The 24,152-nt window shown below is 67.1% G+C and carries 24 protein-coding genes; 13 read left to right on the forward strand and 11 right to left on the reverse strand.

All coding sequences use genetic code 11. The features are described 5' to 3' along the window. Positions 1-1,060: ATP-binding cassette domain-containing protein (locus HMPREF2716_RS07270; RefSeq protein WP_049266480.1), on the forward strand; the 1,060-nt coding region annotated here is incomplete at its 5' end. Positions 1,061-1,145: 85 nt separating this feature from the next. Here HMPREF2716_RS07270 and HMPREF2716_RS07275 read toward each other — a convergent pair. Together HMPREF2716_RS07275 and azoR2 are read right to left on the reverse strand one after the other, a co-directional pair. Continuing rightward, positions 1,146-1,412: a hypothetical protein gene (locus tag HMPREF2716_RS07275; protein WP_003088334.1), complete on the reverse strand. Its 267-nt coding sequence runs from the start codon at positions 1,410-1,412 to the stop codon at positions 1,146-1,148. Between the two features lie 106 nt (positions 1,413-1,518). Next, entirely contained in the window at positions 1,519-2,127 is a 609-nt protein-coding gene (azoR2, locus tag HMPREF2716_RS07280; protein ID WP_023518786.1) for an FMN-dependent NADH-azoreductase AzoR2, read from the reverse strand. 148 nt (positions 2,128-2,275) lie between these two features. Here azoR2 and HMPREF2716_RS07285 point away from each other — a divergent pair, with 148 nt between their 5' ends. Further along, entirely contained in the window at positions 2,276-3,211 is a 936-nt protein-coding gene (locus HMPREF2716_RS07285) for a LysR substrate-binding domain-containing protein (RefSeq protein WP_003119152.1), read from the forward strand. Between the two features lie 10 nt (positions 3,212-3,221). Here HMPREF2716_RS07285 and HMPREF2716_RS07290 read toward each other — a convergent pair whose 3' ends face one another. Both HMPREF2716_RS07290 and HMPREF2716_RS07295 read right to left on the reverse strand, forming a co-directional pair. After that, on the reverse strand, positions 3,222-3,944 hold the full coding sequence (locus HMPREF2716_RS07290; RefSeq protein WP_010895592.1) for a DUF1294 domain-containing protein: 723 nt from the start codon (positions 3,942-3,944) through the stop codon (positions 3,222-3,224). Positions 3,945-4,014: 70 nt separating this feature from the next. Then, positions 4,015-4,848: an undecaprenyl-diphosphate phosphatase gene (locus HMPREF2716_RS07295; protein WP_003113476.1), complete on the reverse strand. Its 834-nt coding sequence runs from the start codon at positions 4,846-4,848 to the stop codon at positions 4,015-4,017. Positions 4,849-5,131: 283 nt separating this feature from the next. Between HMPREF2716_RS07295 and pnuC the strand changes: the two genes are divergently transcribed. The 8 genes from pnuC to HMPREF2716_RS07335 all read left to right on the forward strand — a co-directional run bounded on the left by pnuC (position 5,132) and on the right by HMPREF2716_RS07335 (position 11,501). Next, positions 5,132-5,707 carry a nicotinamide riboside transporter PnuC gene (pnuC, locus tag HMPREF2716_RS07300; protein WP_003088324.1) on the forward strand — a complete coding sequence of 192 codons (576 nt, stop codon included), beginning with the start codon at positions 5,132-5,134 and terminating at the stop codon, positions 5,705-5,707. Next, entirely contained in the window at positions 5,704-6,231 is a 528-nt protein-coding gene (locus HMPREF2716_RS07305; RefSeq protein ID WP_009876313.1) for an AAA family ATPase, read from the forward strand. The genes pnuC and HMPREF2716_RS07305 overlap by 4 nt, the downstream gene beginning before the upstream one ends. Before the next feature lie 302 nt (positions 6,232-6,533). Beyond that, positions 6,534-7,022: a hypothetical protein gene (locus tag HMPREF2716_RS07310; RefSeq protein WP_003113478.1), complete on the forward strand. Its 489-nt coding sequence runs from the start codon at positions 6,534-6,536 to the stop codon at positions 7,020-7,022. After that, positions 7,019-7,588 (forward strand): hypothetical protein, encoded by a 570-nt coding sequence (locus tag HMPREF2716_RS07315; RefSeq protein ID WP_003113479.1) that lies wholly within the window; start codon positions 7,019-7,021, stop codon positions 7,586-7,588. The genes HMPREF2716_RS07310 and HMPREF2716_RS07315 overlap by 4 nt, the downstream gene beginning before the upstream one ends. Before the next feature lie 56 nt (positions 7,589-7,644). After that, on the forward strand, positions 7,645-8,667 hold the full coding sequence (locus HMPREF2716_RS07320; protein WP_003113480.1) for a hypothetical protein: 1,023 nt from the start codon (positions 7,645-7,647) through the stop codon (positions 8,665-8,667). A gap of 61 nt (positions 8,668-8,728) precedes the next feature. Next, complete coding sequence (locus HMPREF2716_RS07325) at positions 8,729-9,409, forward strand: C39 family peptidase (RefSeq protein WP_003117395.1); 681 nt, start codon at positions 8,729-8,731, stop codon at positions 9,407-9,409. Positions 9,410-9,422: 13 nt separating this feature from the next. Continuing rightward, positions 9,423-10,175 (forward strand): hypothetical protein, encoded by a 753-nt coding sequence (locus tag HMPREF2716_RS07330; RefSeq protein WP_003121981.1) that lies wholly within the window; start codon positions 9,423-9,425, stop codon positions 10,173-10,175. Positions 10,176-10,235: 60 nt separating this feature from the next. Continuing rightward, on the forward strand, positions 10,236-11,501 hold the full coding sequence (locus HMPREF2716_RS07335) for a transporter (protein WP_003088309.1): 1,266 nt from the start codon (positions 10,236-10,238) through the stop codon (positions 11,499-11,501). 133 nt (positions 11,502-11,634) lie between these two features. Here the strand turns inward: HMPREF2716_RS07335 and rbsK are convergent, their stop codons facing one another. The 7 genes from rbsK to HMPREF2716_RS07370 form a co-directional block, all read right to left on the reverse strand. Further along, positions 11,635-12,561, reverse strand: a complete 927-nt coding sequence (rbsK, locus tag HMPREF2716_RS07340; protein ID WP_003088307.1) for a ribokinase — start codon at positions 12,559-12,561, stop codon at positions 11,635-11,637. A gap of 53 nt (positions 12,562-12,614) precedes the next feature. Further along, positions 12,615-13,628: a LacI family DNA-binding transcriptional regulator gene (locus tag HMPREF2716_RS07345; RefSeq protein WP_003119158.1), complete on the reverse strand. Its 1,014-nt coding sequence runs from the start codon at positions 13,626-13,628 to the stop codon at positions 12,615-12,617. Between the two features lie 3 nt (positions 13,629-13,631). Continuing rightward, on the reverse strand, positions 13,632-14,630 hold the full coding sequence (locus tag HMPREF2716_RS07350; protein ID WP_003088303.1) for an ABC transporter permease: 999 nt from the start codon (positions 14,628-14,630) through the stop codon (positions 13,632-13,634). A gap of 23 nt (positions 14,631-14,653) precedes the next feature. Further along, entirely contained in the window at positions 14,654-16,186 is a 1,533-nt protein-coding gene (locus tag HMPREF2716_RS07355; protein WP_023518784.1) for a sugar ABC transporter ATP-binding protein, read from the reverse strand. A gap of 21 nt (positions 16,187-16,207) precedes the next feature. Continuing rightward, on the reverse strand, positions 16,208-17,167 hold the full coding sequence (locus HMPREF2716_RS07360) for a sugar ABC transporter substrate-binding protein (RefSeq protein ID WP_003121985.1): 960 nt from the start codon (positions 17,165-17,167) through the stop codon (positions 16,208-16,210). A gap of 218 nt (positions 17,168-17,385) precedes the next feature. Further along, positions 17,386-18,714, reverse strand: a complete 1,329-nt coding sequence (locus tag HMPREF2716_RS07365; protein ID WP_009876309.1) for a sigma-54 dependent transcriptional regulator — start codon at positions 18,712-18,714, stop codon at positions 17,386-17,388. Between the two features lie 135 nt (positions 18,715-18,849). Next, the gene (locus HMPREF2716_RS07370; protein WP_003088294.1) at positions 18,850-20,337 is read right to left on the reverse strand and encodes a RimK family protein; all 1,488 of its coding nucleotides are present in this window, start codon (positions 20,335-20,337) and stop codon (positions 18,850-18,852) included. 190 nt (positions 20,338-20,527) lie between these two features. On the opposite strand from HMPREF2716_RS07370, the gene HMPREF2716_RS07375 reads away from it, so the two are divergent. The 3 genes from HMPREF2716_RS07375 to HMPREF2716_RS07380 all read left to right on the forward strand — a co-directional run bounded on the left by HMPREF2716_RS07375 (position 20,528) and on the right by HMPREF2716_RS07380 (position 24,124). Then, a complete protein-coding gene (locus tag HMPREF2716_RS07375; protein ID WP_003113487.1) occupies positions 20,528-21,625 on the forward strand; it encodes a GNAT family N-acetyltransferase/peptidase C39 family protein in 1,098 nt (365 codons plus the stop codon). Positions 21,626-21,782: 157 nt separating this feature from the next. After that, the gene (locus tag HMPREF2716_RS29800) at positions 21,783-21,917 is read left to right on the forward strand and encodes a hypothetical protein (RefSeq protein WP_003088290.1); all 135 of its coding nucleotides are present in this window, start codon (positions 21,783-21,785) and stop codon (positions 21,915-21,917) included. A 311-nt stretch (positions 21,918-22,228) separates the two neighbouring features. Beyond that, a complete protein-coding gene (locus tag HMPREF2716_RS07380) occupies positions 22,229-24,124 on the forward strand; it encodes a di-heme-cytochrome C peroxidase (RefSeq protein WP_003117389.1) in 1,896 nt (631 codons plus the stop codon). The last annotated feature ends 28 nt before the right edge of the window (positions 24,125-24,152 follow it).

Genomic DNA, 24,152 nt, shown 5'->3' on the forward strand with positions numbered 1-24,152 from the left:
GCTGCTCGACGAACCGACCAACCACCTGGACATCAACACCATCCGCTGGCTGGAAGGCGTGCTCACCGCGCGCAACAGCACCATGATCATCATTTCCCACGATCGCCACTTCCTGAACAGCGTCTGCACCCACATGGCCGACCTGGACTACGGCGAGCTGCGCCTGTTCCCGGGCAACTACGACGAGTACATGACCGCCGCCGAACAGGCCCGCGAGCGCCTGCTGTCGGACAACGCCAAGAAGAAGGCGCAGATCGCCGAGCTGCAATCCTTCGTCAGCCGCTTCTCGGCCAACGCTTCCAAGGCCAAGCAGGCCACCAGCCGCGCCCGGCAGATCGACAAGATCCAGCTGGAGGAGGTCAAGCCGTCCAGCCGGGTCAGCCCGTTCATCCGCTTCGAGCAATACAAGAAGCTGCACCGCCAGGCGGTGACCGTGGAAAACATCAGCAAGGGCTATGACGGCAAGCCGCTGTTCAAGGGCCTGAGCCTGCAGGTCGAGGCCGGCGAGCGCGTCGCCATCATCGGCCCCAACGGCATCGGCAAGACCACCCTGTTGCGCTGCCTGGTCGGCGACCTGCCGGTGGATGGCGGCGAGGTGAAATGGACCGACAGCGCCGACGTCGGCTATTTCGCCCAGGACCATGCCGACGACTTCGCCGACGACATGAGCCTGTTCGACTGGATGGCCCAGTGGACCCAGGGCGGCGAACAACTGGTGCGCGGCACCCTCGGCCGCATGCTGTTCTCCAACGACGAGATCAAGAAGTCGGTGAAAGTGATCTCCGGCGGCGAGCAGGGCCGCATGCTGTTCGGCCGGCTGATCCTCAAGCGCCCCAACGTGCTGGTGATGGACGAGCCGACCAACCACCTGGACATGGAGTCCATCGAGGCGCTGAACCTGGCGCTGGACAACTATCCGGGCACGCTGATCTTCGTCAGCCACGACCGCGAATTCGTTTCCTCACTGGCTACCCGCATCATCGAGCTGGGCGAGAACGGCGTGACCGACTTCAGCGGCAGCTATGACGACTACCTGCGCAGCCAGGGCGTGATCGTCTGAGTCCCCGTCGCGCAACGCAAAAGCCCCGCATCCGCGGGGCTTTTTCATTCCGGCATGGACGCGCAGGGCCTATGGGGAGCGCGACTCAGTCGACGTAGCCGGCCATCATCGCCGCGCGGGTCGCCAGGCGCTGGCCCTCGGCGATCTTCTCGCGCTGTTCGGCGGTCAGCTCGCGGGGCGGGTGGTCCTTGATGTAGGCAGCCACGTTCACCCCGATGTAGACGATCAGGGCGGCGGCGATCAGGACGTTCTTCGGATTGATGTCCGAGCGCCGCTTGCAGGCTTCGCAGATGCCGTTCTCGACGAGACGGGTCGCTCGGGCGCCGCAGTTGCGGCAGTAACACGCGCTCACAGGCCGGTTCCTTGTGCTTGTAATTGTCCGGCCAATCTACACGCAGCGCGCCGCTGCGCACAACGCGAAAACCCCGCCGAAGCGGGGTTTTCCGATGACGCGGGGATCAGGCCGCGGCGAACTGCCCGGCGATCTGCCGGCGGGCGACGGCGATGGCCTGGGCGCGGGGCTCCTCGCCATAGGCCAGGCCTTCGGCGCGAACCACTTCGATATCGGTGATGCCGAAGAAACCCAGCACGGTGCGCAGGTAGCCTTCGTGGGCCGCGCCGGTCGGCTGGCCGGCATGCACGCCACCGGCGGTGGAGACGATCACCACTTTCTTGTCGCCGGCCAGGCCAACCGGGCCGTTCTCGGTGTAGCGGAAGGTCTTGCCGGCGACCGCGATGCGATCGATCCAGGCCTTGAGCTGGCTGGAGATGGTGAAGTTGTACATCGGCGCGCCGATGACCACGACGTCGGCGGCGAGGAACTCTTCCAGCACTTCTTCACCCACCGCGACTTCATGCTTCAGCGCGGCATCGCGCAGCTCCGCCGGGGTGCTGCCGGCGGCCAGGGTCAGGGCGGAGAAATGCGCCACCGCGTCGGCGGCCAGGTCGCGGTAAGTGACGTCAAGCCCGTCTTCGTTCTGCCGCCAGGCCTGGACCAGCTCGGCGCTCAGTTGGCGGGAAGCGGAGGCGTCGCCGAGGATGCTGGAATCGATATGCAAAAGTTTCATGTCTCGCTCCTGAAAGTGGGGGATCGCAGTGTGGCGATCGAGTGGTTTGCATCCTACCGGCAAGGCCAATCGACGATTAGTCGGTAGAAACATGACTATTCGTCCCACACATAGGACAATCTGTTTTTCCCCCCAGCGGAGCGCCTGCATGCCCCACGACCTCAACGACCTCTACTACTTCGCCAAGGTGGTGGAATGCGGCGGCTTCGCCGCGGCCGGACGCGAGACGGGGATTCCCAAGTCGCGCCTGTCGCGGCGCATCGCCGAGCTGGAGGAGCGCCTTCAGGTGCGCCTGCTGCACCGCACGACACGCAAGCTGGCGCTCACGGAGGTCGGCGAACGCTACCTGCAGCACTGCCGCAACCTGCTGCTGGAAGCGGAGATGGCTGAACAGGTGATCGCCGAGCTGAGCGTCGAGCCGCGTGGCCGGCTGCGCCTTTCCGCACCGGTGGCCATGGCTTCGAGCAACCTGGCCGACCTGTTGCCGCGGTTTCTCGAACGACACCCGCAGGTCCAGCTGGAAATCCTCCTGACCAACCGCCGGGTCGACCTGCTCAACGAGGGGGTGGACGTGGCACTGCGCGTGCGCGAACTCGGCGACGAGGACCCTGCGCTGGTCTGCCGGCGCCTGGCTCCGGCGACCACGCAGATCCTCGCCGCCCCGTCGCTGATCGCCGGGCGTCGCCTGGAACATCCGGAAGACCTCGAAGACCTGCCCTTCCTCGGCGCTATTCATAACGACCGCAAGGTCCACGCGACCCTGATCGGGCCGGATGGCAGCCGCTACCAGTTGGAACGCGAACCGCGCCTGGGCGTCGACGACTTCGTCCTGCGCAAGAAAGCCGCCGTGGCCGGCCTCGGCGTCACCCTGCTGCCCGAAGGCTACTGCGACAGGGAACTGGCCGATGGCAGCCTGGTGCGCATCCTGCCGCAGTGGACCTTGCCGAAAAGCACCATGCAGGCCGCCTACCTGCCGCGCAGCAGCCAGATTCCGGCGATCCGTGCCTTGATCGACTTTCTCGTGGAAGCCCTGCAACGCCCCTCGGGCGAGACCGGCCCGGCCTACCGCCGCGCCCGCGAGTGAGCCGCGCCGTTCAGCCGATCCACTGCAACAGCGCGGCGGACAGGCGCCCGCCGAGCAGGCTGTCGAGCCAGAACAGCTGGTGCAGCAGGACGATGCCCCAGAACACCAGTTGGAACGAGAGCTTGCGGGTCTTGTGGCGGAATACCTGCTGCGCGACCAGCGCGCCAGGCCAGCCGCCGAGCAGCTCGAACAGGTGCAGGCGGACCTCCGGGGTACGCCAGTCGCCGCGTGCGGCGCTGCGCTTGTCCCGCCAGTAGAGGGCGAATGCGAGCAGGCTGGCCAGCGGATAGGCCAGCAGCGGCCAGAGGGCCTGTCCGTCCAGGTACATCCGCCAGGCGCCAGCGGCCGGCAGCACGCAGAGGATCAGCAGGACCAGCAGCTTCGCCAACGGGCGCTGCAACGCGCTCGGCGGAGTCGGCGCCGGCCGCGCCTGGGCCCGCGTCACCGGCGCCTGGGCGCCACGGCGGACAGTTGGCGGATCGATGGTCAGCGCGTCCAGCCGCGCCCTCTCGGCGCGCAGGCGGCCCTGGGCATCCTGGCTGGCGAGAAACCACACCTGGTCGCCCTGGCGGGGACGGCGGTCGCCGCGGAACGCGGAGATATGCAGGAAGACTTCTTCCCCGCCGGTCTTCGGCAGGATGAAGCCGAAGCCCTTGTCGTCATACCAGCGGCTGATCATGCCCGGCTTTTCCATATCCACATCCACTCGCTCGCTACCCGTTTCGCGCTGCATTCTAGCCACCCGCGGCGGCCAGACGAAAAAAGGCGCGGCTCGCGCCGCGCCTCTTGCCTGTTCCCGGGCCTCACACCTCGCCGGCGGTGCTCCAGTCGATCAGGTGGAATTGCCAGGTCGCCAGGATCAGCAGGCCGAAGGCGATCCGATACCAGGCGAAAGCCGCGTAGCTGTGGTTGCCGATGAACTTCAGCAAGGCACGCACCGCCAGCATGGCGAAGACGAACGAGGTGACGAAGCCGACGGCGAACACCGGCAGGTCCTCGGGGCGGAACAGGTCGCGGTACACGTATCCGGAATAGACCGCCGCGCCGACCATGGTCGGCATCGCCAGGAAGAACGAGAACTCGGTGGCCGCCTTGCGCGAAAGGCCGAACAGCAGGCCGCCGATGATGGTCGCGCCGGACCGCGAGGTGCCGGGGATCATCGCCAGGCACTGGGCACAGCCGATCTTCAGGGCGTCCTTCCAGGTCATGTCGTCGACGTGTTCGGCGCGGATCACATGCTTCCGGCGCTCGGCCCAGAGCATGACCACCCCGCCCACCACCAGCGCCAGGGCGACGGTGATCGGATTGAACAGCCACTCGTGGATCAGGTCGGCGAACAGGACGCCGAGGACTACCGCCGGGAAGAACGCGATCAGCAGGTTGGCGGTGAAACGCTGGGCCTGGCGCTGGCTCGGCAGGTCACGGACGACTTGAAAGATCTTTCCCCGAAATTCCCAGACGACAGCGAGGATCGCCGCCAGTTGGATGATGATGTTGAACGCCTTGGCGCGTTCGCCGCCGAAGCCGATGAGGTCGGCGACGATGATCTGGTGCCCGGTGCTGGAAATCGGCAGGAACTCGGTCAGCCCCTCCACGACGCCCAGGATGAACGCCTGGAAAGCAGTCCACCACTCCATGTTTCTCCCCCTTCTACTACTGTCCCGAACGAGCTTTCGTTGTTCTCGGCGATACACTCGCCGTCTTTTATGAAGGCCTTACGACTCCGAAGAACCCGACCAGTTCCCCCACTGCCGAAGTCGAAACCGGCGGGCATGCTACCAGAGCGGCCGGCCAGGAATCTTGGAATTCTTGCCAGCCGGCGTCTGAACAAATCTGTCCGCGCCCGTCCCCTCCGCCCTGGTCTTCGCGAAGCGCCGGATACATTCGCTACAATGCGTCCTCGTCGCATGAGGGCCTTCCGTGTCACCCCTTGAACTCTTCGCCGCTTCGCTCGGCGCCATCGCCGTCTACCTGACCGTCCGCCAGAATCCCTGGTGCTGGCCTATCGGCCTGGTGATGGTGGCGCTCTACGCCTGGATATTCTTCGAGGTGAAGCTTTATTCGGACATGCTCCTGCAAATGGTCTACGCGGCGCTACAGCTCTATGGCTGGTGGCAGTGGACCCGCGGCGGGCAGGACCACGACGGCCGCTCGGTGAGCCGCCTGAACGCCGCGCAGCGCCTCTACGGGCTCGGTGCGGGCCTGGTCGGCAGCGTCGCGCTCGGTTACCTGATGGCCAACCACACCGATGCCGCCAGTCCCTGGTGGGACGCCGGATTGACCGCCTTCAGCCTGGTGGCGCAATGCTGGATGGCGCAGAAGCGCCTGGAATGCTGGGCCCTGTGGATCGCCGTGGACGTGCTGTTCGTGGCGCTCTTCGCCAGCAAGGCGCTGTACCTGACCGCCGCCCTCTACGCCCTCTTCACCCTGCTGGCGATCCACGGCTGGCGGACCTGGCGCCGCGACCCGGCATTGCGCGAGGGCGTCGCCGCATGAAGGTGCTGGTACTCACCGGGCCCGAATCCAGCGGCAAGAGCTGGCTTGCGGAGCAGCTCCAGGCCCGCTTCGGCGGCCGGGTGGTCGGCGAGTACGTCCGCCACTTCATCGACGAACAGCGCCGCGACACCTGCTACGCCGACATCCCCGCCATCGCCCGCGGGCAACTGGCCTGGGAGGACGCCGCTCGCGCGGAACGGCCGGCGCTGCTGATCCTCGATACCCACCTGCTGAGCAACATCCTCTGGAGCCGGATTCTCTTCGGCGCCTGCCCGGACTGGCTCGAACCCGCCCTGCTGCGGCGGCGCTACGACCTGCACCTGCTGTTCTCGCCGGAGGGCGTAGCCTGGAGCGCCGACGGCCAGCGCTGCCAGCCGGAACTGGCGCAGCGCCAGGCCTTCCACCGCGAATGCCAAGCCTGGCTGGAGCGCCATCGGCAGCCCTACCGCGCCATCGCCGGCGACTGGGCCGAGCGCCGGCGCCAGGCTTTCGCCGCAGTGCAAGGGCTGCTCCGGGACGGCTGAAGGGCCGGCCCTGTCACGCCAGCGATACACCGCCAGCACAGTCCGGCCCTTGGCGCAGAGCGTTTCGCGACGGCGCCGCGGAAAGCTGTCTCGGCGCTGAAACAGCTCCGGGCGCTTCCCCGGCAGGCTTGACCCCATGGTCGGCGGGCCTGCTGTTGCACGGATGCAACACTGTCCGCCAGGTTCCCCCGGCGCTCACCTCCAAGCCCTTGATTGACAAGGAAAACGCAAAACCGGCACGCCCCATGCTCGCTCCCTGCCAACGCTGATTAGGGCTCAGCGCCAACGAAGGAAGCGCCATCATGTCGGGGAGTTCGCTACGCATCGTCGTTCCAGCGCTGCTGGTCATCGTCGGCTCCGTGCCGGTGAGCCTCCCCGCGCATGCGGCGGACGGTACGATCGTCGTCCAGCGCCAGGTCCAGCCACGGGTCGCCTACCGTCCGAGCATGGTGCCCGACCCACATCCCACCGTCGTCGACACCAACGTCTCCGCCGAGGTCAACGCCCTCGCCAACGGGGCGGCCAGCGGCAATACCGTGAGCCGCGAACTGGGCGATGCCGACTTCGCCATCGTGACCAGCGGTTCCGGGATTCGCAGCATGATTCTCACCGGAAGCGCCCTGCCGGGTTTCGCCAGCCAGCCGGCGAACCCGGCGACGGTCCAGGCCGTCGGCAACCTCGGCACCACCCACGGCGCGGGAGGCGGCGCCGGCGCAGGCCTCGCCGGGCAGATCAACGGCAGCCTCAAGCAGGGCCTGGCACCGCTGCAGATGCTCGGGGGTGGTCAATGAAGCGCCTGTCCGCCCTCCTCCTCGCCTTCGCCTGTATCGCGTCGCTCCAGGCCGACCCGCTGGCCTCACGCAATCGCGCCAGCATCGATGACAGCGGCACCTACCGCGGCAACTTCGCCCTCAACCAGGCCGCCGGCGACGCCCAGCAACAGAGCAACGTTCGTGTCGTCGCGGTAGGCTCCGCGGCCCTCGTCGGCAGCGACCAGCGCCAGCATCTGCAACTCGACGCCAGCCAGCCGATCGCAGCCAGCGCCAGCATCTCGGGGGCGGCGCTGCGCGGCAGCGGCATCCTCGGCGTCAACCAGGGCGCCGGCCTCGGCAACCAACAGATCAACGCCTTCCGGCTGAGTCTCAGCAACGGCCCGGAAAGCCTGGATGACAGCGTTCTCGCGCAAAGCGTGGCGCTGACCAAAGTCTCCGGTTCGGCCACTCCGGTCCCGGGGGGACGCAGCGTCTCGACGGACGATCGCGCCTTCGCCGGGAGCAGCGGCGTGGTGCAGGTGAACCAGAGCGCTGGGGTGGGCAATCAGTCGATGAACACCCTCAGCGTCAGGGTCATGGAATGACTCTGCCAAGCCAACACAAGCCCAACACTAAGCACAGAAATGCAAGGAGAAACGCCATGAAAGCGACTATGGTCCTGACCCCGCTGGCCCTGGCAATGGCTGCAGTGCTGTCGGTATCGGCCTACGCCGGAAACGAAGGTGGCTGGCACCCGCCGAAACCCAACCCGCAGTCGAACAACAAGGGCGGAGCCACGGCCCTGGTGGTGGATACGCAGCAGAACTACAACAACAAGGTCAGCAACTTCGGCACGCTGAACAATGCCTCGGTGAGCGGCTCGATCAAGGATGCCTCGGGCAACGTCGGGGTCAACGTCGCCGCCGGCGACAACAACCAGCAGGCCAACGCCGCCGCGCTGGCCAGCGCCGACGCCAGCTTCGTGTTCGGCACCGCGACCGCCAGCACCAGCGTGCTGCAGAGCGGCTACGGCAATACGCTGAACAACTACTCCAACCCCAACACCGCATCGCTGAGCAACTCGGCCAACAACGTCTCGGGCAACCTGGGCGTGAACGTCGCCGCCGGCAACTTCAACCAGCAGAAGAACGACCTGGCCGCCGCCGTCTCCAACGGCCAGTACAGCACTGCCGGTAGCGCCGCGTCGCAGACCTCCACCGGCAACACCACCGTCAACAGCGCCAACTACGCCTATGGCGGCACCTACGTGTCGCTGAAGCTGAACGCCGACGGCAGCTACAAGGGCACCTCCGACCAGATCGGCGACGTCTACCTCGACACCTGGGAAGGCCAGACCCATCCGGGCGGCAGCAATACCGGCCACATCGACGTGGACAGCCAGGCCCAGGGCGCCAAGGACCTGAACCACGACGGCGGCGCGTTCGCCTTCAAGGAAAAGGGCGACGTCGACCTGAAAGGCACGGTGTCCGGCTTCATCCCGGCGATCGTCGGCTTCAAGACCCCGGTCACCAACAACGCCAGCCTGAGCAACTCGTTGCAGAACGTCTCGGGCAACGTCGGGGTGAACATCGCCGCCGGTGGCGGCAACCAGCAGAGCAACTCCCTGTCCATCGCCGCCGGTTGCAGCAGCTGCCCGGCCGGTGGCGAGAGCCTTGGCTTCTGATCCTGGCCCAGGGGTTCCGGCGCCAGCCGGAACCCTTTTCCACCCGACACAGGAACCGGCCATGCGCACGCTCATCCTTTCCCTGCTGCTGCTCGTCGACCTCACCGCCCAGGCGGCGACCCTCGGCTTTCCCGCCCTGCCCGGCGGCGGCCTGGTCTACAAGCAGGTGCAGAGCATCCGCGAGCGGCGCTTCGCCGACCTGGTCGAGCAGAAGACCGATTTCAGCTGCGGCGCCGCGGCCCTCGCGACCATCCTGGAGAAGGCCTACGGCGCCCCGCTCGACGAGCAGGCGGTGATCCAGGGCATGCTCGCCCACGCCGACCCGGAGATCGTCCGCACCCAGGGCTTCTCCATGCTCGACATGAAGCGCTACGTCGAATCCATGGGCATGCGCGCGCGCGGCTACCGGATCGAGGCGGCGCAACTGGAACAACTGAAGATCCCCGCCATCGTGCTGATGGAAATCCGCGGCTACAAGCACTTCGTCGTCCTGCAACGCACCCAGGGCGAGTACGTGTACGTGGGTGACCCGGCGCTGGGGCACAAACGCTACGCGCTGACAGAGTTCGCCAAGGGCTGGAACGGCATCGTCTTCGCCGTGATCGGCCAGGGATACGACCGCGGCAATCCGCTGCTGACGCCGCCCGAGCCGCTGACCGCGCGCAATCGCCTGGACCGCTTCAAACCGGTCAGGGACGCCGAACTGATGGAATTCGGCTTCATCCAGAGCGATTTCTTCTGATCGCAGGAGCCGGATGCTCCGGGAGCACGCCATGTACACGCACCACTGCTTCGTCCTCGCCTGCTGCCTGGGCGCTGCGCTGCCCGCCCCCGCCAGCGACCTCTTCGCCCCCGCCGAACTGAGCGACCAGGAGCTTTCCCAGTTGCGCGGGCGCTACGTGCTGCCGGGGCGGATCGTCAGCTTCGGGGTGACCATGAGCAGCACCTGGCAGAACGCCAGCGGCCAGGTCCTCGGCGCACGCGTCGACCTGCAGGTGCGGCAGAACCTGGCGCGCCCGGTCCTCAACGTCACCCTGGTCGATCGGCCAGGCGACGCCCCGCCACCCGTCGCCGGCAACGGCCAGGTCCTCGGCGGCGCCGGACTGGCGCAGACCCAGGGGGTCAGCCAGAGCATCCGCACCGCCGGCGACCACAACAGCGCCAGCAATGGCGTCAGCATCGAGGTCCGCCACGGCGAGGCGCCGCCGCCACTGCCGGGCGGCACGCCGCTGGAAGGTGCGCTGGCCCTCAGCGGCGAGGCCGGCACGGTCAAGGTCACGCCGAACGGCGGCGCCCTGCAACTGGCGATCCAGGCCAGCGGCCAGGGCGCCAGCCTGCAAAGCCTCGGCGCCGGCGGCCTGGTGCAGAGCGTGGCGCTCAGCGGAAACCGCAACCTGGTGCAGAACCTGGCGGCGCTCGAGGTGATGCTCAAGGACCGGCCGGGCGCCGATCCGGCACTGAATTGCGCCTGGGAGCAATTGCGCGCGCTGCGCCCCAGCGGCTACTGAAAGTTGATCTAGTCTGAAATCACTGTGCTATCGGAAGGCCATAAAAACGGAACGGCAAACATGACCCAGACACTCTCGCTGCGAGCTGTCCTCTGCGCCACCACCCTGGTTTCCCCGTTCCTGGCGCAGGCCGCGACGGAGTCCGAGGTCGAGGCGCTGAAGAAGGAACTCCTGGAGCTGCGCCAACGCTACGAGGCCCAGCAGAACGCCCTGATGGTCCTCGAACAGCGCGTGCGCCAGGTCGAGGCGCAACCCCAGGCGCCGCAGCCGCAACGCCTGGTCAAGTCGATCCAGCCGCCGGCGCAGGCGCGCAACGACGCCAACGCGGTCGCCGGCACCTACGGCGCCAGCCTCAAGGACGATGGCGCGCCCGCGCCCAGCGTGGAAAACATCTACCAGGACGCCAGCGGCTTCTTCGGCGGCGGCACCTTCAGCCTGGAGACCGGCCTCACCTACAGCCACTACGACACCCGCCAGTTGTTCCTCAACGGCTTCCTGGCGCTGGACTCGATCTTCCTCGGCAACATCGGCGTGGACCAGATCGATGCCGACATCTGGACCCTCGACCTGACCGGCCGCTACAACTGGAACCAGCGCTGGCAGGTGGATATCAACGCCCCGGTGGTCTATCGCGAATCGACCTACCAGTCCGCCGGCGCCGGCGGCTCGACCTCGCAGATCACCGAGAAATCGGTGACCGGCGACCCACGCCTGGGCGACGTCAGCTTCGGCGTCGCCTACAAGTTCCTCGACGAAAGCGAGAGCACCCCGGACGCGGTGGTCAGCCTGCGGGTCAAGGCGCCCACCGGCAAGGATCCCTACGGCATCAAGCTGAAGCAGGTACCGGGCAACAACAACCTCAACGTGCCCGACGACCTGCCCACCGGCAACGGCGTCTGGTCGATCACCCCGGGCATCTCGCTGGTGAAGACGGTGGACCCGGCGGTGCTGTTCGGCAGCCTGTCGTATACCTACAACTTCGAAGAGTCGTTCGACGACATCAACCCGCAGCAAGGCGTGAAGACCGGCGGCAAGGTCAAGCTCGGCAACTGGTTCCAACTCGGCGTCGGCGTGGCCTTCGCGCTGAACGAGAAGATGAGCATGTCGTTCTCCTTCTCAGAGCTGATCAGCCAGAAGAGCAAGGTCAAGCAGGACGGCCAGAGCTGGCAGACCGTCAGCGGCAGCGACGCCAACGCCGGCTACTTCGGCCTGGGCATGACCTATGCGGTGAGCAACAGGTTCAGCATCGTGCCCAGCCTGTCCATCGGCATCACTCCGGACGCGCCGGACTTCACCTTCGGCGTGAAATTCCCCTACTACTTCTGAGGGGCCACCGTTCGAGCCTGGGCATGCCTTACCCCTCGAAGGGATGCGTGAGCCTGGGAGCGATCCTCGCCTAGCTGCGCAGGGCGGATAACGCCGCAGGCGTTATCCGCCGGTAGCAACGGCACCGTCCCTCTCAAGCCTCGCCAGCGAGCGCCCGCTCGACTTCCTCGCGCGAGGGGATCGAGGTCTGCGCGCCGAGGCGGGTCACCGAGATCGCCGCGGCGGCCTGGCCGAAACGGATCGCCGCCGCCTCGTCGAGGCCGCGCGCAAGGGCCGCGGCGAAGCCACCGACGAAGGTGTCGCCGGCCGCCGTGGTATCCAGCGCCTTGACCCGCGCCACCGGGAAATGCTCGACCCGCCCCTCGCCCACCAGCAGGGCGCCCTGGGCGCCGAGGGTGACGATCACCCTGCCGGCGCCCATTTCGCGCAGGCGCTCGGCGGCACGCCCGGCGCTCTCCAGGGAGTCCACCGGCAGGCGGCAGAGCAGTTCGCTTTCGGTCTCGTTGGGGACCAGGTAGTCCACCAGCGGCAGCCAGTCCGCCGGCACGTCGCGGGTGGCCGGCGCCGGGTTGAGGATCACCGTCTTGCCCAGCGCATGGGCCCGGCGCAGCACATGGCCAACCGTCTCCAGCGGGCTTTCCAGCTGGCAGACCACCACCTGCGCCTGCTCCAGCAAGTGTTCGTGGCGCGCCAGCACGGCCGGCGACAGGTGGCCGTTGCCGCCGGCGACGATGACGATGGCGTTCTGGCTGCTGTCGTCGACCACGATCAGCGCCACCCCGCTGGACTCCCCGGCCACCCGCTCGACGCCCTGGCAGTCGATGCCCTCGGCCTGCAGCGCGCGGTACAACTGGTCGCCGTAGGCATCGTCGCCAAGGCAGCCGATCATCGCCACCCCAGCGCCGAGACGCGCCGCGGCGACCGCCTGGTTGGCGCCCTTGCCGCCGGGAATGGTGGTGAAGGACTGCCCGGCGAGGGTCTCGCCGCCCCGTGGCAGGCGCGGCGCGCGCACTACCAGGTCCATGTTCAGGCTGCCCACCACCAGTACTTTCGCTTGCATCGTTGCGTCCTTGTTCCAGCCTCTCTCTAGCGAGGGCGCCCCCGGCGCCCGGTTCAGACCCGCACCAGCGGCGGCGCGGTGGATTCGCGCAGGACCAGCGCCGGCGCCACCACCCGTCGCTGCATCGGCTCCTCGCGCTCGGCGATGCGTTGCAGCAGCAGTTGCGCGGCGATCTCGCCGAGCAGGCGGATCGACTGGCCCACGGTGGTCAAGGCGGGAAACACGAAGCGGCTCAGCTCGATATCGTCGAAGCCGATCACCGACAGTTCGTGCGGCACCCTGATATTCAGCTCGGCCGCGGCGCGCAGCACGCCGATGCCGATCATGTCGTTGCCGGCGACGATCGCCGTCGGTCGCTCGCCCTCGCCGCCCAGCAGGCCGAGCGCCGCGTGGTAGCCGCCGGGGCTGCTGAACTCGCTTTCCAGCAGCCACTGCGGGCGCACCTCCAGGCCGGCCTTGGCCATCGCCCGCCGGTAGCCCTCGACTCGCAGGGTCGAGACCTTGGTCGACAGCGGCCCGCCGATGCAGGCGATGTCGCGATGGCCCAGTTCGAGCAGGTGGCGGGTCGCCAGGTAGGCGCCCATCTCATGGTCGATCTGCACCCGGTCGGCTTCCACGCCTTCCACCTCGCGGTCGACGATCACGGTCGGCGTGCGCATGTTCGCCAGTCCCTTGGCCAGCGCGCCGTCGCCGCCGGCGGACGCCAGGACCAGGCCGTCGATACGTTTCTCCTGGAGCACGCGCAGGTAGTTGGCCTGCTTCTGCGGGTTGTCGTCGGAGTTGCAGAGGATCACGCAGTAACCGTTGCGCTCGCAGCAATCCTCGATGCCGCGCGACAGCTCGGCGAAATACGGGTTGGTACTGTTCGGCACCAGCAGGCCGATGATCGAGGTGGTGCGCACCTTCAGCGAGCGCGCCACCGCGCTGGGCACGTAGTGCAGCTGCGCGATGGCGTCCTCGACCTTCTTGCGCACCGCGTCGCTGACCGGCCGCGTCCTGTTCACCACATGCGATACGGTGGTGAAGGAAACCCCCGCCATCGCCGCCACGTCCTTCATTGTCGCCATCGTTCAGCCCTGTCTGCGGGCGCGATGGCTGCGGTAGGTATCCAGCACCACCGCTACCACGATCACCGCCCCGGTAATGATTCGTTTGGTCGGCTCCGACGCACCGATCTGCGCCAGCCCCGCCGCCAATACGGAAATGATCAGCACGCCGAAGAAGGTGCTGACCACCGAACCTCGCCCGCCCATCAGGCTGGTGCCGCCGATCACCACCGCGGCGATGACCTGGAGTTCCAGGCCGACCCCGGCGTTGGGATCGGCCGCTTCCAGACGCGAGATCTGGAACAGCGCGGCCAACCCGGCGAGCAGCCCCATCAGGGCGAATACTGCAATCTTATAGGGTTTCGGGTTCACACCGGCCAATCGCACCGCTTCTTCGTTGGTACCGATGCCGATCAGGTAGCGGCCGAACACCGTGCGGGTGAGCACCGCCTGGGCGGCGAACATCACCAGCAGGGCGATCACGAAGGCCGGCGAGATGCCGAACGCCAGCGGATTGGACAGCCAGGCATAGGCGTCGCCGATATAGGCCGTGCGCGAGTCGGTCATCTGGTAGGCCAGCCCACGGGCCATCTCCAGCACCCCGAGGGACACGATGAACGAGGGAATCCGCCAGGCCACCGTGATCGAACCGGTGACGCAGCCGGCCAGGGTCGCGCAGGCCATCCCGAGCATCGCCGCCGGCAGCACGCCCCAGCCCCAGCCGAGCGTCGCCAGGCTTACCGCCGAGGCCGCCAGGGCCAGCACCGAACCTACCGAGAGATCGATGCCGCCGACGATCAGGATGAAGGTCATGCCCACCGCCAGCACCACCAGGTCGGGGATCTGGTTGGCGATGGCGAGGAAGGTGCCATAGCTGAGGAAGTGGCTGCTCAGCGCCGAGAACAGCGCGATCATCGCCAGCAGCGCGCCGGCCAGGCCGAGGTAGGTGCCCAGGCCGAAATAGTTGCCGCGTCGCAGGGTTGGCGCTGCGGCGGCGGTAGCGGAAGACGTCGGGTCGCTCATTTCTGGTTCCTTGCGTTGCGTATTCACGACGTCGCCAGCAGCGCGTCGCGTTTCTTGTAACCGGCGAAGGCCGCCGCCAGCAGCGCGTCCTGGGTCCAGGCGTCGCGCTCGAAGGTGTTCACCATACGTCCCGCCGAGAGCACGCCTATGCGATCGCAGATCAGCATCAGCTCGCGCAGGTCGCTGGACACCACCACCAGCGCCTTGCCCCGGCGGGTCAGTTCGGCGAGCAAGGCATAGATGTCGAACTTGGCGCCGACGTCGATGCCACGGGTCGGCTCGTCGAACAGCAGCACCTGGCAGTCGCGCTCCAGCCAGCGGCCGATCACCACCTTCTGCTGGTTGCCGCCGGACAGTTCGCCCACCGCCTGCGCGGTGTCCGCGCAGCGCACCCGCAGCGCCTCCACCTGACGCCGCGCCAGGGCTTCCTCGCGGCGCCGGTCGATCACCCCGTGGCGCGCCAGCGCCGGCAGGTTGCCCAGGGCCAGGTTGGCGCTGATCGACTGGTCCAGCAGCAGGCCCTCGCCCTTGCGGTCCTCGGTGATCAGCGCCACCCCCTGGCGCACCGAGTCGGCCGGCGAACGCAGGCTCAGGCGCTGCGGCGGATCGCCGAGCAGGACCTGCCCACCGTCGGCGCGGTCGGCGCCGTAGATCAGGCGCAACAATTCGGTGCGCCCGGAGCCGATCAGTCCGGAGATGCCGAAGATCTCCCCCGCGCGCACCTCGAACGACACCTCATGCACCTTGCCGCGCCGGCTCAGCCGCTCCACCCGCAGCAGCGGCGCACCGGTCTGCCGTGGGCCCAGGTCGAAGCGCTCGCCCAGTTCGCGGCCGACCATCAGGGTCACCAGTTGGTCGGCGTCGTAGCGCTCGATCGGCTCGACGCAGACCAGGTGGCCATCGCGCAACACCGCGATGCGCTGCGAAATCCGCGCCAGTTCCTCCAGTCGATGGGAGATGTAGACGATCGCCACGCCGCGTTCGCGCAGCCGCTCGACCTGCTCGAAGAGCATGTCCACTTCGCGCGCGGTAAGCATCGCCGTGGGTTCGTCGAGGATCAGCAAACGGCAGTCGCCGATCAGGTTGCGGGCGATCTCGACCATCTGCTGGTGGCCGATGCCGAGGTCGCCGACCAGCGTGTCGGGATCGATCGCCTCCAGGCCGACCTGGGCCATCGCCTCGCGGGCCGCCGCGCGCAGGCGCCGACGGTCGATCCAGCCGGCGCGCCGGGGCAGGTCGTGGAGGAACAGGTTCTCCGCCACCGACAGGGTCGGCAGCAGGTTCAGTTCCTGCATCACCATGCGCACGCCCAGCGCCTCGGCCTCGCGGCGGCTAGCGGGGGCGTAAGGCCGGCCGAGGAGCTCCAGGCTGCCGGCGCCGGGACGTTCCAGGCCGCCGACGATCTTCGACAAGGTGCTCTTGCCGGCACCGTTCTCGCCGGTCAGGGCCAGCACCTCGCCGCCGAACAGTTGCAGGTCGATCTCCGCCAGCACCGGCTGCGCGTAGGTCTTGCCGACCCCGCGGATGCTCAGCAGCGGCAATGCGTCGCTAGACATGGGAAGGCTCCATCGGACGGCTCAGGGCGCGGTCACCAACTCGACAGGCGTCTCGACCACGCCGTCCTTCTCATGTTCCGGGGTTTGCCCGGCGAGCAGCTTGAGCGCGGTCTGGATACCGAACACCGCCTGCTTCGCGGCGAACTGGTCGGCAGTGGCCAGCACCCGGCCATCCTTGAGCATCGGCTTGATCGCCTGGATATTGTCGTAGCCGACCACCTTCACCTGCCCGGCGCGGCCCGCCGCGCGCACCGCCGATACCGCGCCGAGGGCCATGCTGTCGTTGCCGGCGAGCAGCGCCTTGAGGTCCGGATGCTCGTTGAGCATCGCCGAAGCCACCGCGTTGCCCTTCTCGATTTCCCAGTTGCCCGACTGCAAGGAGACGATCTTCATCCCCGCCGCGTCCATCGCATCCCTGAAGCCGGCGGTGCGCTGCTGGGCATTGGTGGTCGTGGAGACCCCTTCGATGATGCCGACCTCGTCGCCGGCCTTCAGTCGCTTCGCCAGGTACTCGCCGACCAGCCGCGCACCCTTGCGGTTGTCGGGCCCGACGAAGGGCACGCCGATCTTCTTCACCTGCAGCACCTGCGGGTCGAAGCGGTTGTCGATGTTGACCACCACGATGCCGGCATCCAGCGCTTTCTTCACCACCGGCACCAGCGCCTTGGAATCGGCCGGCGCGATCACCAGTGCGTCGACCCCGGAAACGATCATCTGCTCGACGATGCGGATCTGGCTGGAGGTATCGGTCTCGTCCTTGATGCCGTTGGAAACCAGTTCGAACCGGTCGGCATGCTCCTTCTGGTAGGCCTTGGCGCCGTCCTCCATGGTCAGGAAGAACTCGTTCGCCAGCGACTTCATCACCAGCGCGATCCTGGGCTTCTCGGGAGTTTCCGCGTGGACGGCGGACAGGGGCAGGAACGAGGAACAGGCAGTCAGCACAACGGCAGCCAACAGGCGCCGGGAAGCGACCCGCTTCATGGTGTATCCTCCAGCTTTTCTTATCGTTGTATTGAGGCTTTTCCAGGAGATTATCCAGACGCAAACGTTTGCGTTAGGTGAATATGCGTCGATCTGACAGATTCTGTCAATCGCCACGAGCAACTGTCGCGAACCGGTCGGGATCGGTTGGATTCTAGTTCGCTACGGCTGGGAAACGCAGGATATTTTGCCTGGCCGGCAGATCTCCCGCCGCCCACTCAGCGCAACCGGTGCTTGTGCAACAGGCGGTAGAAGGTCGGCCGCGACACCCCGAGCATCCGCGCGGCCACGCTGAGGTTGTCGCCGTAGCGGGCCAGCGCGTCGCACATCGCCTGGCGCTCGGCGCAGAGCTTGTAGACCTCCAGGCTGGACAACGGCGGGCCGTCGCCGCGCGCGCATTCCAGGCCGAGGTCCTGGGCCTCGATCTGCCGCCCCTCCGCCAGGACCAACCCGCGACGCACCCGGTTGGCCAGTTCGCGGACGTTGCCCGGCCAGGCGTGCATCGCCATCGCCGCCAGCGCGTCCTCGCTGAAGCGGCGCGGGCGGCGGCCGGTCTCCAGGCTGTAGAGCCGGGAGAAATGATTGGCCAGCAGCGGCAGGTCCTCGCTCCGTTCGCGCAACGGCGCGGTGCCGACCTGCAGGACATTGAGCCGGTAGTAGAGGTCCTCGCGGAAGGTCCCGGCGTCGATCGCCGCCTCCAGGTCGACATGGGTCGCCGCCAGCACCCGCACGTCCACCTCGACCGGCCGGCTACCGCCGACCCGCTCGATCTGCTGTTCCTGGAGAAAGCGCAACAGGTTGGCCTGCAACTCCAGCGGCAGGTCGCCGATCTCGTCGAGGAACAGGGTGCCGCCGTCGGCCGCCTCGATCCGCCCGACCTTGCGCTGGTGCGCGCCGGTGAAGGCGCCCTTCTCGTGGCCGAACAGCTCGGACTGGATCAGGTGCTCGGGAATCGCCCCGCAGTTGATCGCGACGAACGGCCTGTCCGCGCGCCGCGACTGCCGGTGCAGGGTACGCGCGACCAGTTCCTTGCCGGTGCCGCTCTCGCCCCGGATCAGTACCGGCGAGTCGGTCGGCGCCAGCTTCGCCAGCAGCCGGCGCAGGTCGCGTACGGCCAGGCTCTCGCCGAGCAGTTCGTGCTCGCCCTCGGCATCGCCGGGCACCGTGCCGCGCCCGCGCAGGCGGGCCATGCCAAAGGCGCGGCCGAGGGTCACCTGCACCCGCGCCATGTCGAACGGCAAGGTATGGAAGTCGAAGAACCATTCGCAGACGAAATCGCCGACGCCATTCACCGGCAGGGTGTCCGGGCTGAGCACGGCGATCCACTCGGTGCCGCTGCGGCTGATCAGGTCCTTCACCGTCTCCGGCCGCTCCAGGTGGAACGGCCGCAGGCGCAGCAGGCCGACGTCGCAGGCGCGTTCGCGCGCCGTTTCCAGCGCGCAGCTGTCCACTGCCCAACCCGCCTCGCGAAGTCCCGGCAACAGGCGCCGGCAATCGTCGCACGGGTCCACCACCAGCAGACGGCGGAGGTTCGATGCATCTGGCATGTGTGCTCCTTTGCGGCGCCAATTCTTTGAGCCGTCATAAAAACGGCATGTTGGCGCTCTGAAAGGAAAATCTAGCAATTTTTTGACGCGCGAAAGTGAATCTTTGTTTATATCGCCAATGCCGAAATCGTCTTATCAGTCGTAGCCGCGACGCTTGACTTCCAGGCGCCGGACGAACTCCTCCAGGACCAGCTTGTAGAGGTCGTCGCCGAGGTAGACATCTTCCACCCCGCAGTCGATGTTCGGGTTGTCGTTCACCTCGATCACCACCACCTTGTCGCCGGCCTGCTTCAGGTCCACCCCGTAGAGGCCGTCGCCGATCAGATTGGCGGTCTTCACCGCCAGCTCCACCACCTTGCGCGGCGCCTCGTGCACGGGCATGGTGCGGAAATCGCCGCTGACCTCCTCGGCGTCCGGGCTGTGGTCGTAGATCTGCCAGTGGCCCTTGGACATGAAGTACTGGCAGGCGAAGATCGGCTTGCGGTTGAGCACGCCGATACGCCAGTCGTACTCGGTATAGAAGAACTCCTGGGCAAGGATCAGCACCGAGCGCTCGAACAGCTCGGCGCTGGCCGCCAGCAACTGCTCCTGGTCCTCCACCTTGATCACCCCGCGCGAGAAGCTGCCGTCGGGAATCTTCAGCACCAGCGGGAAGCCCAGGCGCTCGCCGACCTTCTCCAGTTCCTGCGGGTTCTCCTTGTAGAGAATCTCCGTGGCCGGCATGCCCAGCTTGTGGCTGCGCAGCAGGTCGGCCAGGTACACCTTGTTGGTGCAGCGCAGGATCGACACCGGGTCGTCCATCACCACCAACCCTTCGCTCTCGGCCTTCTTGGCGAAACGGTAGGTGTGATCGGCGACATTGGTGGTCTCGCGGATGAACAGCGCGTCGTACTCGGCGATCCGCGAATAGTCCTTGCGCTCGATCAGGTCGACGTCGATGCCGAGGCTGCGGCCGACCCGCACGAAGTTCTTCAGCGCCTTGGCATCGGAAGGCGGGAACGCCTCGCCGGGGTCGTGGAGGATCGCCAGGTCGTAGCGGAACGGCTTGCGCGAACGCGGCTTGCGCCAAATCTGCCGGCTGAAGCTGTCCAGGGCGTTGGCGAAGAGGTCTTCCTGGTCCTCGCGCAGCTTGTGGATGGCGCCGGGCTTGATGCCCTCGATGTGCCAGGTGCGGTTGCGCTTGAACTCCACCAGCAGCAACGGGCAGGGAAACGCCTCGAACAGTTGTCGCGCCAGGTCCTGCAGCGGCTCGATATCGGTACGGCCGAAATACAGGGTCAGGGTGAAACCATCGGTGCTGCCGTAGGGGTGCGCGGCCAGGGCCTTGTCCAGGGTGCGATCCAGATCTTCCAGGACCAGGCTGTACAGCGACTTCCTGGCCAGCTCGCTGATCGTCCGCACCGAGGGGATCACCTTGTGCCCGCGCGCCTCGGCGAGCAGCGAGCAGTAGTAGCCATGGCGCAGGTACTTGTAGTGCCGGCACAGGTTGATCACCTGGACCCGCTTGCCAGTGTCGTCGTCGATGGGCAGTTCCAGGTATTCCTGGGCGGTGACCACATCCTCGCTGGGGTAATAGGACGTCCAGTCTTCCTTGCGTTCCACGATGATGAACAGCTTGCTCACGACACCTCCCGGGGTGACAGCGAAACCACGGCGCATTCGGAACCGGCTTGCCGGCGCACGCATCCCGGCCAATACTCGGCGGGAATCCCTTGCGAAACCGCTCTATGGCGCCTGCCAGCAAACCGAAGCGTACAGCACCCATTACAGCACGCCCGCGCGGAAGTTCCCGCCCGCGGCCGTGGAGACCGCTATGAACCTGACCCTCCGCCCGGCCGGTGTGGACGACCTGTCCGCCCTGGTCGAGCTGGAAAACCGCTGCTTCGACTACGATCGCCTGTCCCGCCGCAACTTCCAGTGGATGCTCACCCGCGCCCACGCCAGCCTGACGGTAGCCGAGGGCGACGGCGGCGTGCTCGGCTACGCCCTGGTGCTGTTCCACGAAGGCACCTCGCTGGCCCGCCTCTACTCCATCGCCATCGACCCGCGCGCCCGCGGCATCGGCCTCGGCCAGAAGCTGCTGGAAGCCGCCGAGCAGGCCGCGCGGGACAACGACCGCGCCTACATGCGCCTGGAAGTGCGCCCGGACAACCGTGGCGCCATCGCCCTCTACGAGCGCAACGGCTACCGTCCCTTCGCCACCGTGCGCGACTACTACGAGGACCACAGCGAAGCGCTGCGCTTCGAGAAACGCATCCGCAATCCCGGCCACGACCAGCGCCGCCACGTGCCCTTCTACCGGCAGACCACCGATTTCACCTGCGGCCCGGCCTGCCTGCTGATGGCCATGGGCGCGCTGCAACCGGAGCGCCAGTTGACCCGCCGCGAGGAACTGCGCCTGTGGCGCGAGGCGACCACCATCTACATGACCGCCGGGCACGGCGGCTGTAGCCCCCAGGGCCTGGCGCTGGCCGCCTGGCGGCGCGGCTTCCGGGTCAAGCTGGTGCTGTCCGCCGGCGGCCCGCTGTTCCTCGACGGCGTACGCAACGAAGACAAGAAGGCGGTGATGCGCCTGGTCCACGAGGACTTCTGCGAGGAACTGGACGCCTCGGGCGTCGAGCAGAAGCGCTCGGCCAGGCTCGACATCCCGCGCCAGCTGGCCAGGGGCGGCCAGCCGCTGGTGCTGATCAGCAGCTACCGCCTGACCCGCTCCAAGGCCCCGCACTGGGTGCTGGTCACCCACTACGACGAGGACTTCGTCTACCTCCACGATCCCGACGTCGACCACAGCCAGCACCGCCAGCCGCTGGATTGCCAACACATCCCGGTAAGCCACGCCGAGTTCGACAAGATGAGCCGCTTCGGCCGCAGCAAGCTGCGCGCGGCGGTGATCCTGTTCAACCCGGAATGATCCGCATCGCCCCGCCCTGCGGCGGGGAGATGTTCTCACCTATCAATCAATTCCATCGATAGTGGCTAGTGAGACTATCCATTTTTCATTCGCCAACGCCGATGTTTACATAGTCGCCAGATCCCCGAATAACCAGAACGGAACTGGAGACGACACCATGAGCTACTCCGCCAAATCCTTCTCGGCCCTGATCAATGCCATGCGCGCCGACGGCATCACCCGCCTGGAACAACTGGCCCGCCAGCCCTTCCGCAACGCCCAGGGCTTCTGGAGCGCGGAGGCGAAGAAATGAAAGCCCTGCTCGACCGCCGTACCGATCCCACCTGGATGCTCTACGCCGCAATCATCGCCTGGCTGGCCTTCTCCGGTCTCTGACCGGCAGGCCGCTGGCGCCTCGCCCTGCCATTCCAAGACGCTCCGGCGTCCCGCCTTTCTCCGGTGAAATACCGAGCTTTCGTCGCCAACATCGCCAGGCGAGGCCTGCGCAAACGTTTCACCCGTTCGCTGTCAAGAAAACCTTGTCAAAAAAGCTGATAGCAGCTTGCCAATATGCCAACGCCTTGGCATAACGGTGCCAAAAAAAGGCCTACAAGGACGTTCCTGATGCGCACCGTGAAAAAGGCTCTGCTGGTTGTCGGCGTGATCGTGCTGGCGGTCGTCGGGGTGGTGGTCTACTACGTCGCCAATCCCAACCTCCCCCACTACCAGGCGCCGAGCGAGGTACGCTACCTGCCGCAATGGCAGGACGAGGCCCGCCAGCGCTTCTACTACACGCCCCAGGGCACCCTGGTGAAGGGCCTGCACTACGACTGGTTCACCGCCCTCGAACTGCCCTTCTCCGAAGAACCCTTCGCCGCCCCCGAATACCTCGCCCGCTTCGGCTTCCTCGTCGATCCGCAGCAGAAGGCCAGCGACCTCAACCCCGGCAACCTGCCGGTGGGCTTCAGCCAGCACCGCGACGAGAAGACCGGCACCCGCTACCTGGACATCACCTGCGCCGCCTGCCACACCGGCGAACTGCGCTACCAGGGCAAGTCGCTGCGCATCGACGGCGGCGCCGCCATGCACTCCATCGCCGCCACCGTGCCGACCCTGCGCGGCGGCGCCTTCGGCCAGGCGCTCGGCGCAAGCATGGCCGCCACCTACTACAACCCGTTCAAGTTCAACCGCTTCGCCAGGAAAGTCCTCGGCGAACGCTACGAACAGGACAAGTCGCAACTGCGCGCCGACTTCAAGGCCGTGCTCGACACCCTCCTGCGCACCGCCTGGAACGACACCCGCCGCCACCTCTACCCCACCGAGGAAGGCCCCGGCCGCACCGACGCCTTCGGGCGCATCGCCAACAGCGTCTTCGGCGATGCCATCGACCCGGGCAACTACCGCGTCGCCAACGCCCCGGTGAGCTATCCGCAGCTCTGGGACATCTGGAAATTCGACTGGGTGCAATGGAACGGCTCGGCCATGCAGCCGATGGCGCGCAATATCGGCGAGGCCCTCGGCGTCGGCGCGCGCCTGCAGATCTTCGACGAGCACGGCCAGCCGCTGCGGGGCGAGCAGCGCTACGCCTCCAGCGTACGCCTGCACGACCTGCACGCCCTGGAAGAAACCCTGCAACAACTGAAACCGCCGACCTGGCCGGAAGACCTCTTCGGCCGCATCGACCTGCAACGCGCCTCCCAGGGCCGCGCCCTGTTCGAAGCCAACTGCGCCTTCTGCCATGCACCCAAGGTGCAACCGGCGGAATACGCCGCCCCCGGACGCAATCCCGAGTGGCGCATGCACATGGTGCCGACCGAGGTGATCGGCACCGATCCGACCACCGCCGACAACATCGCCGACCACCGCTACGACCTGCGCAAGCTCGGCTGGAGCGTCGACGAACTGGCGCGGATGAACGTCCAGCTGATCGGCGCCGATCCGCAGCAACTCGACCTCTCGCAACTGTCCTCGGCCAAGGGCCTGGCCTACATCACCGCCTTCGTCGAGCAGCGCGCCTACCGGGACGCCGGCATCCCGCCGGAACAGCAGAAGACCATGAACGGCTTCGACCTGCCGATCGGCGTACAGGAACTGCGCGCCTACAAGGCCCGCCCGCTGGACGGCGTCTGGGCGACCCCGCCGTTCCTGCACAACGGCTCGGTGCCCAACCTGTTCCAACTGCTCTCCCCGGCCGCCGAACGCTCGCCGCAGTTCTACGTCGGCACCTTCGAATTCGATCCGAAATTCGTCGGATTCCGCACCGAGAAATTCCCCGGCGGCTTCCTCCTCGACACCCGTCTCACCGGCAACCGCAACAGCGGCCACGAATTCCGCGACGGCTGCCGGCAGAACGGCGTGATCGGCCGCGCCCTCAGCCCGGAAGAACGCTGGGCGCTGGTGGAATACCTGAAGGTGCTCGGCAACCCCGAATTCGAGCGCCGCCTGGTCCCGGCCCAGACCCCACCCTGGACGCCCGGCCCGAAATGCCCGGCGCCGGAGCAACGGACCGCGCAACGCTGAACCTGGGAAATGGAGAAGCGCGAGGCAT

Origin of the sequence: Pseudomonas sp. HMSC076A11 (assembly GCF_001810205.1) — a bacterium.
In the GTDB taxonomy this organism is placed as follows: Bacteria; Pseudomonadota; Gammaproteobacteria; order Pseudomonadales; family Pseudomonadaceae; genus Pseudomonas; species Pseudomonas aeruginosa.

Excerpts from the sequence above, each read along its gene's own strand:
- azoR2 (WP_023518786.1), bottom strand. The coding sequence starts at position 2,127 with ATGAAACTTTTGCATATCGATTCCAGCATCCTCGGCGACGCCTCCGCT.
- HMPREF2716_RS07285 (WP_003119152.1), top strand. The coding sequence starts at position 2,276 with ATGCCCCACGACCTCAACGACCTCTACTACTTCGCCAAGGTGGTGGAA.
- HMPREF2716_RS07290 (WP_010895592.1), bottom strand. The coding sequence starts at position 3,944 with ATGCAGCGCGAAACGGGTAGCGAGCGAGTGGATGTGGATATGGAAAAG.
- HMPREF2716_RS07295 (WP_003113476.1), bottom strand. The coding sequence starts at position 4,848 with ATGGAGTGGTGGACTGCTTTCCAGGCGTTCATCCTGGGCGTCGTGGAG.
- HMPREF2716_RS07305 (WP_009876313.1), top strand. The coding sequence starts at position 5,704 with ATGAAGGTGCTGGTACTCACCGGGCCCGAATCCAGCGGCAAGAGCTGG.
- HMPREF2716_RS07310 (WP_003113478.1), top strand. The coding sequence starts at position 6,534 with ATGTCGGGGAGTTCGCTACGCATCGTCGTTCCAGCGCTGCTGGTCATC.
- HMPREF2716_RS07315 (WP_003113479.1), top strand. The coding sequence starts at position 7,019 with ATGAAGCGCCTGTCCGCCCTCCTCCTCGCCTTCGCCTGTATCGCGTCG.
- HMPREF2716_RS07320 (WP_003113480.1), top strand. The coding sequence starts at position 7,645 with ATGAAAGCGACTATGGTCCTGACCCCGCTGGCCCTGGCAATGGCTGCA.
- HMPREF2716_RS07325 (WP_003117395.1), top strand. The coding sequence starts at position 8,729 with ATGCGCACGCTCATCCTTTCCCTGCTGCTGCTCGTCGACCTCACCGCC.
- HMPREF2716_RS07330 (WP_003121981.1), top strand. The coding sequence starts at position 9,423 with ATGCTCCGGGAGCACGCCATGTACACGCACCACTGCTTCGTCCTCGCC.
- HMPREF2716_RS07335 (WP_003088309.1), top strand. The coding sequence starts at position 10,236 with ATGACCCAGACACTCTCGCTGCGAGCTGTCCTCTGCGCCACCACCCTG.
- rbsK (WP_003088307.1), bottom strand. The coding sequence starts at position 12,561 with ATGCAAGCGAAAGTACTGGTGGTGGGCAGCCTGAACATGGACCTGGTA.
- HMPREF2716_RS07345 (WP_003119158.1), bottom strand. The coding sequence starts at position 13,628 with ATGGCGACAATGAAGGACGTGGCGGCGATGGCGGGGGTTTCCTTCACC.
- HMPREF2716_RS07350 (WP_003088303.1), bottom strand. The coding sequence starts at position 14,630 with ATGAGCGACCCGACGTCTTCCGCTACCGCCGCCGCAGCGCCAACCCTG.
- HMPREF2716_RS07355 (WP_023518784.1), bottom strand. The coding sequence starts at position 16,186 with ATGTCTAGCGACGCATTGCCGCTGCTGAGCATCCGCGGGGTCGGCAAG.
- HMPREF2716_RS07360 (WP_003121985.1), bottom strand. The coding sequence starts at position 17,167 with ATGAAGCGGGTCGCTTCCCGGCGCCTGTTGGCTGCCGTTGTGCTGACT.
- HMPREF2716_RS07365 (WP_009876309.1), bottom strand. The coding sequence starts at position 18,714 with ATGCCAGATGCATCGAACCTCCGCCGTCTGCTGGTGGTGGACCCGTGC.
- HMPREF2716_RS07375 (WP_003113487.1), top strand. The coding sequence starts at position 20,528 with ATGAACCTGACCCTCCGCCCGGCCGGTGTGGACGACCTGTCCGCCCTG.
- HMPREF2716_RS29800 (WP_003088290.1), top strand. The coding sequence starts at position 21,783 with ATGAGCTACTCCGCCAAATCCTTCTCGGCCCTGATCAATGCCATGCGC.
- HMPREF2716_RS07380 (WP_003117389.1), top strand. The coding sequence starts at position 22,229 with ATGCGCACCGTGAAAAAGGCTCTGCTGGTTGTCGGCGTGATCGTGCTG.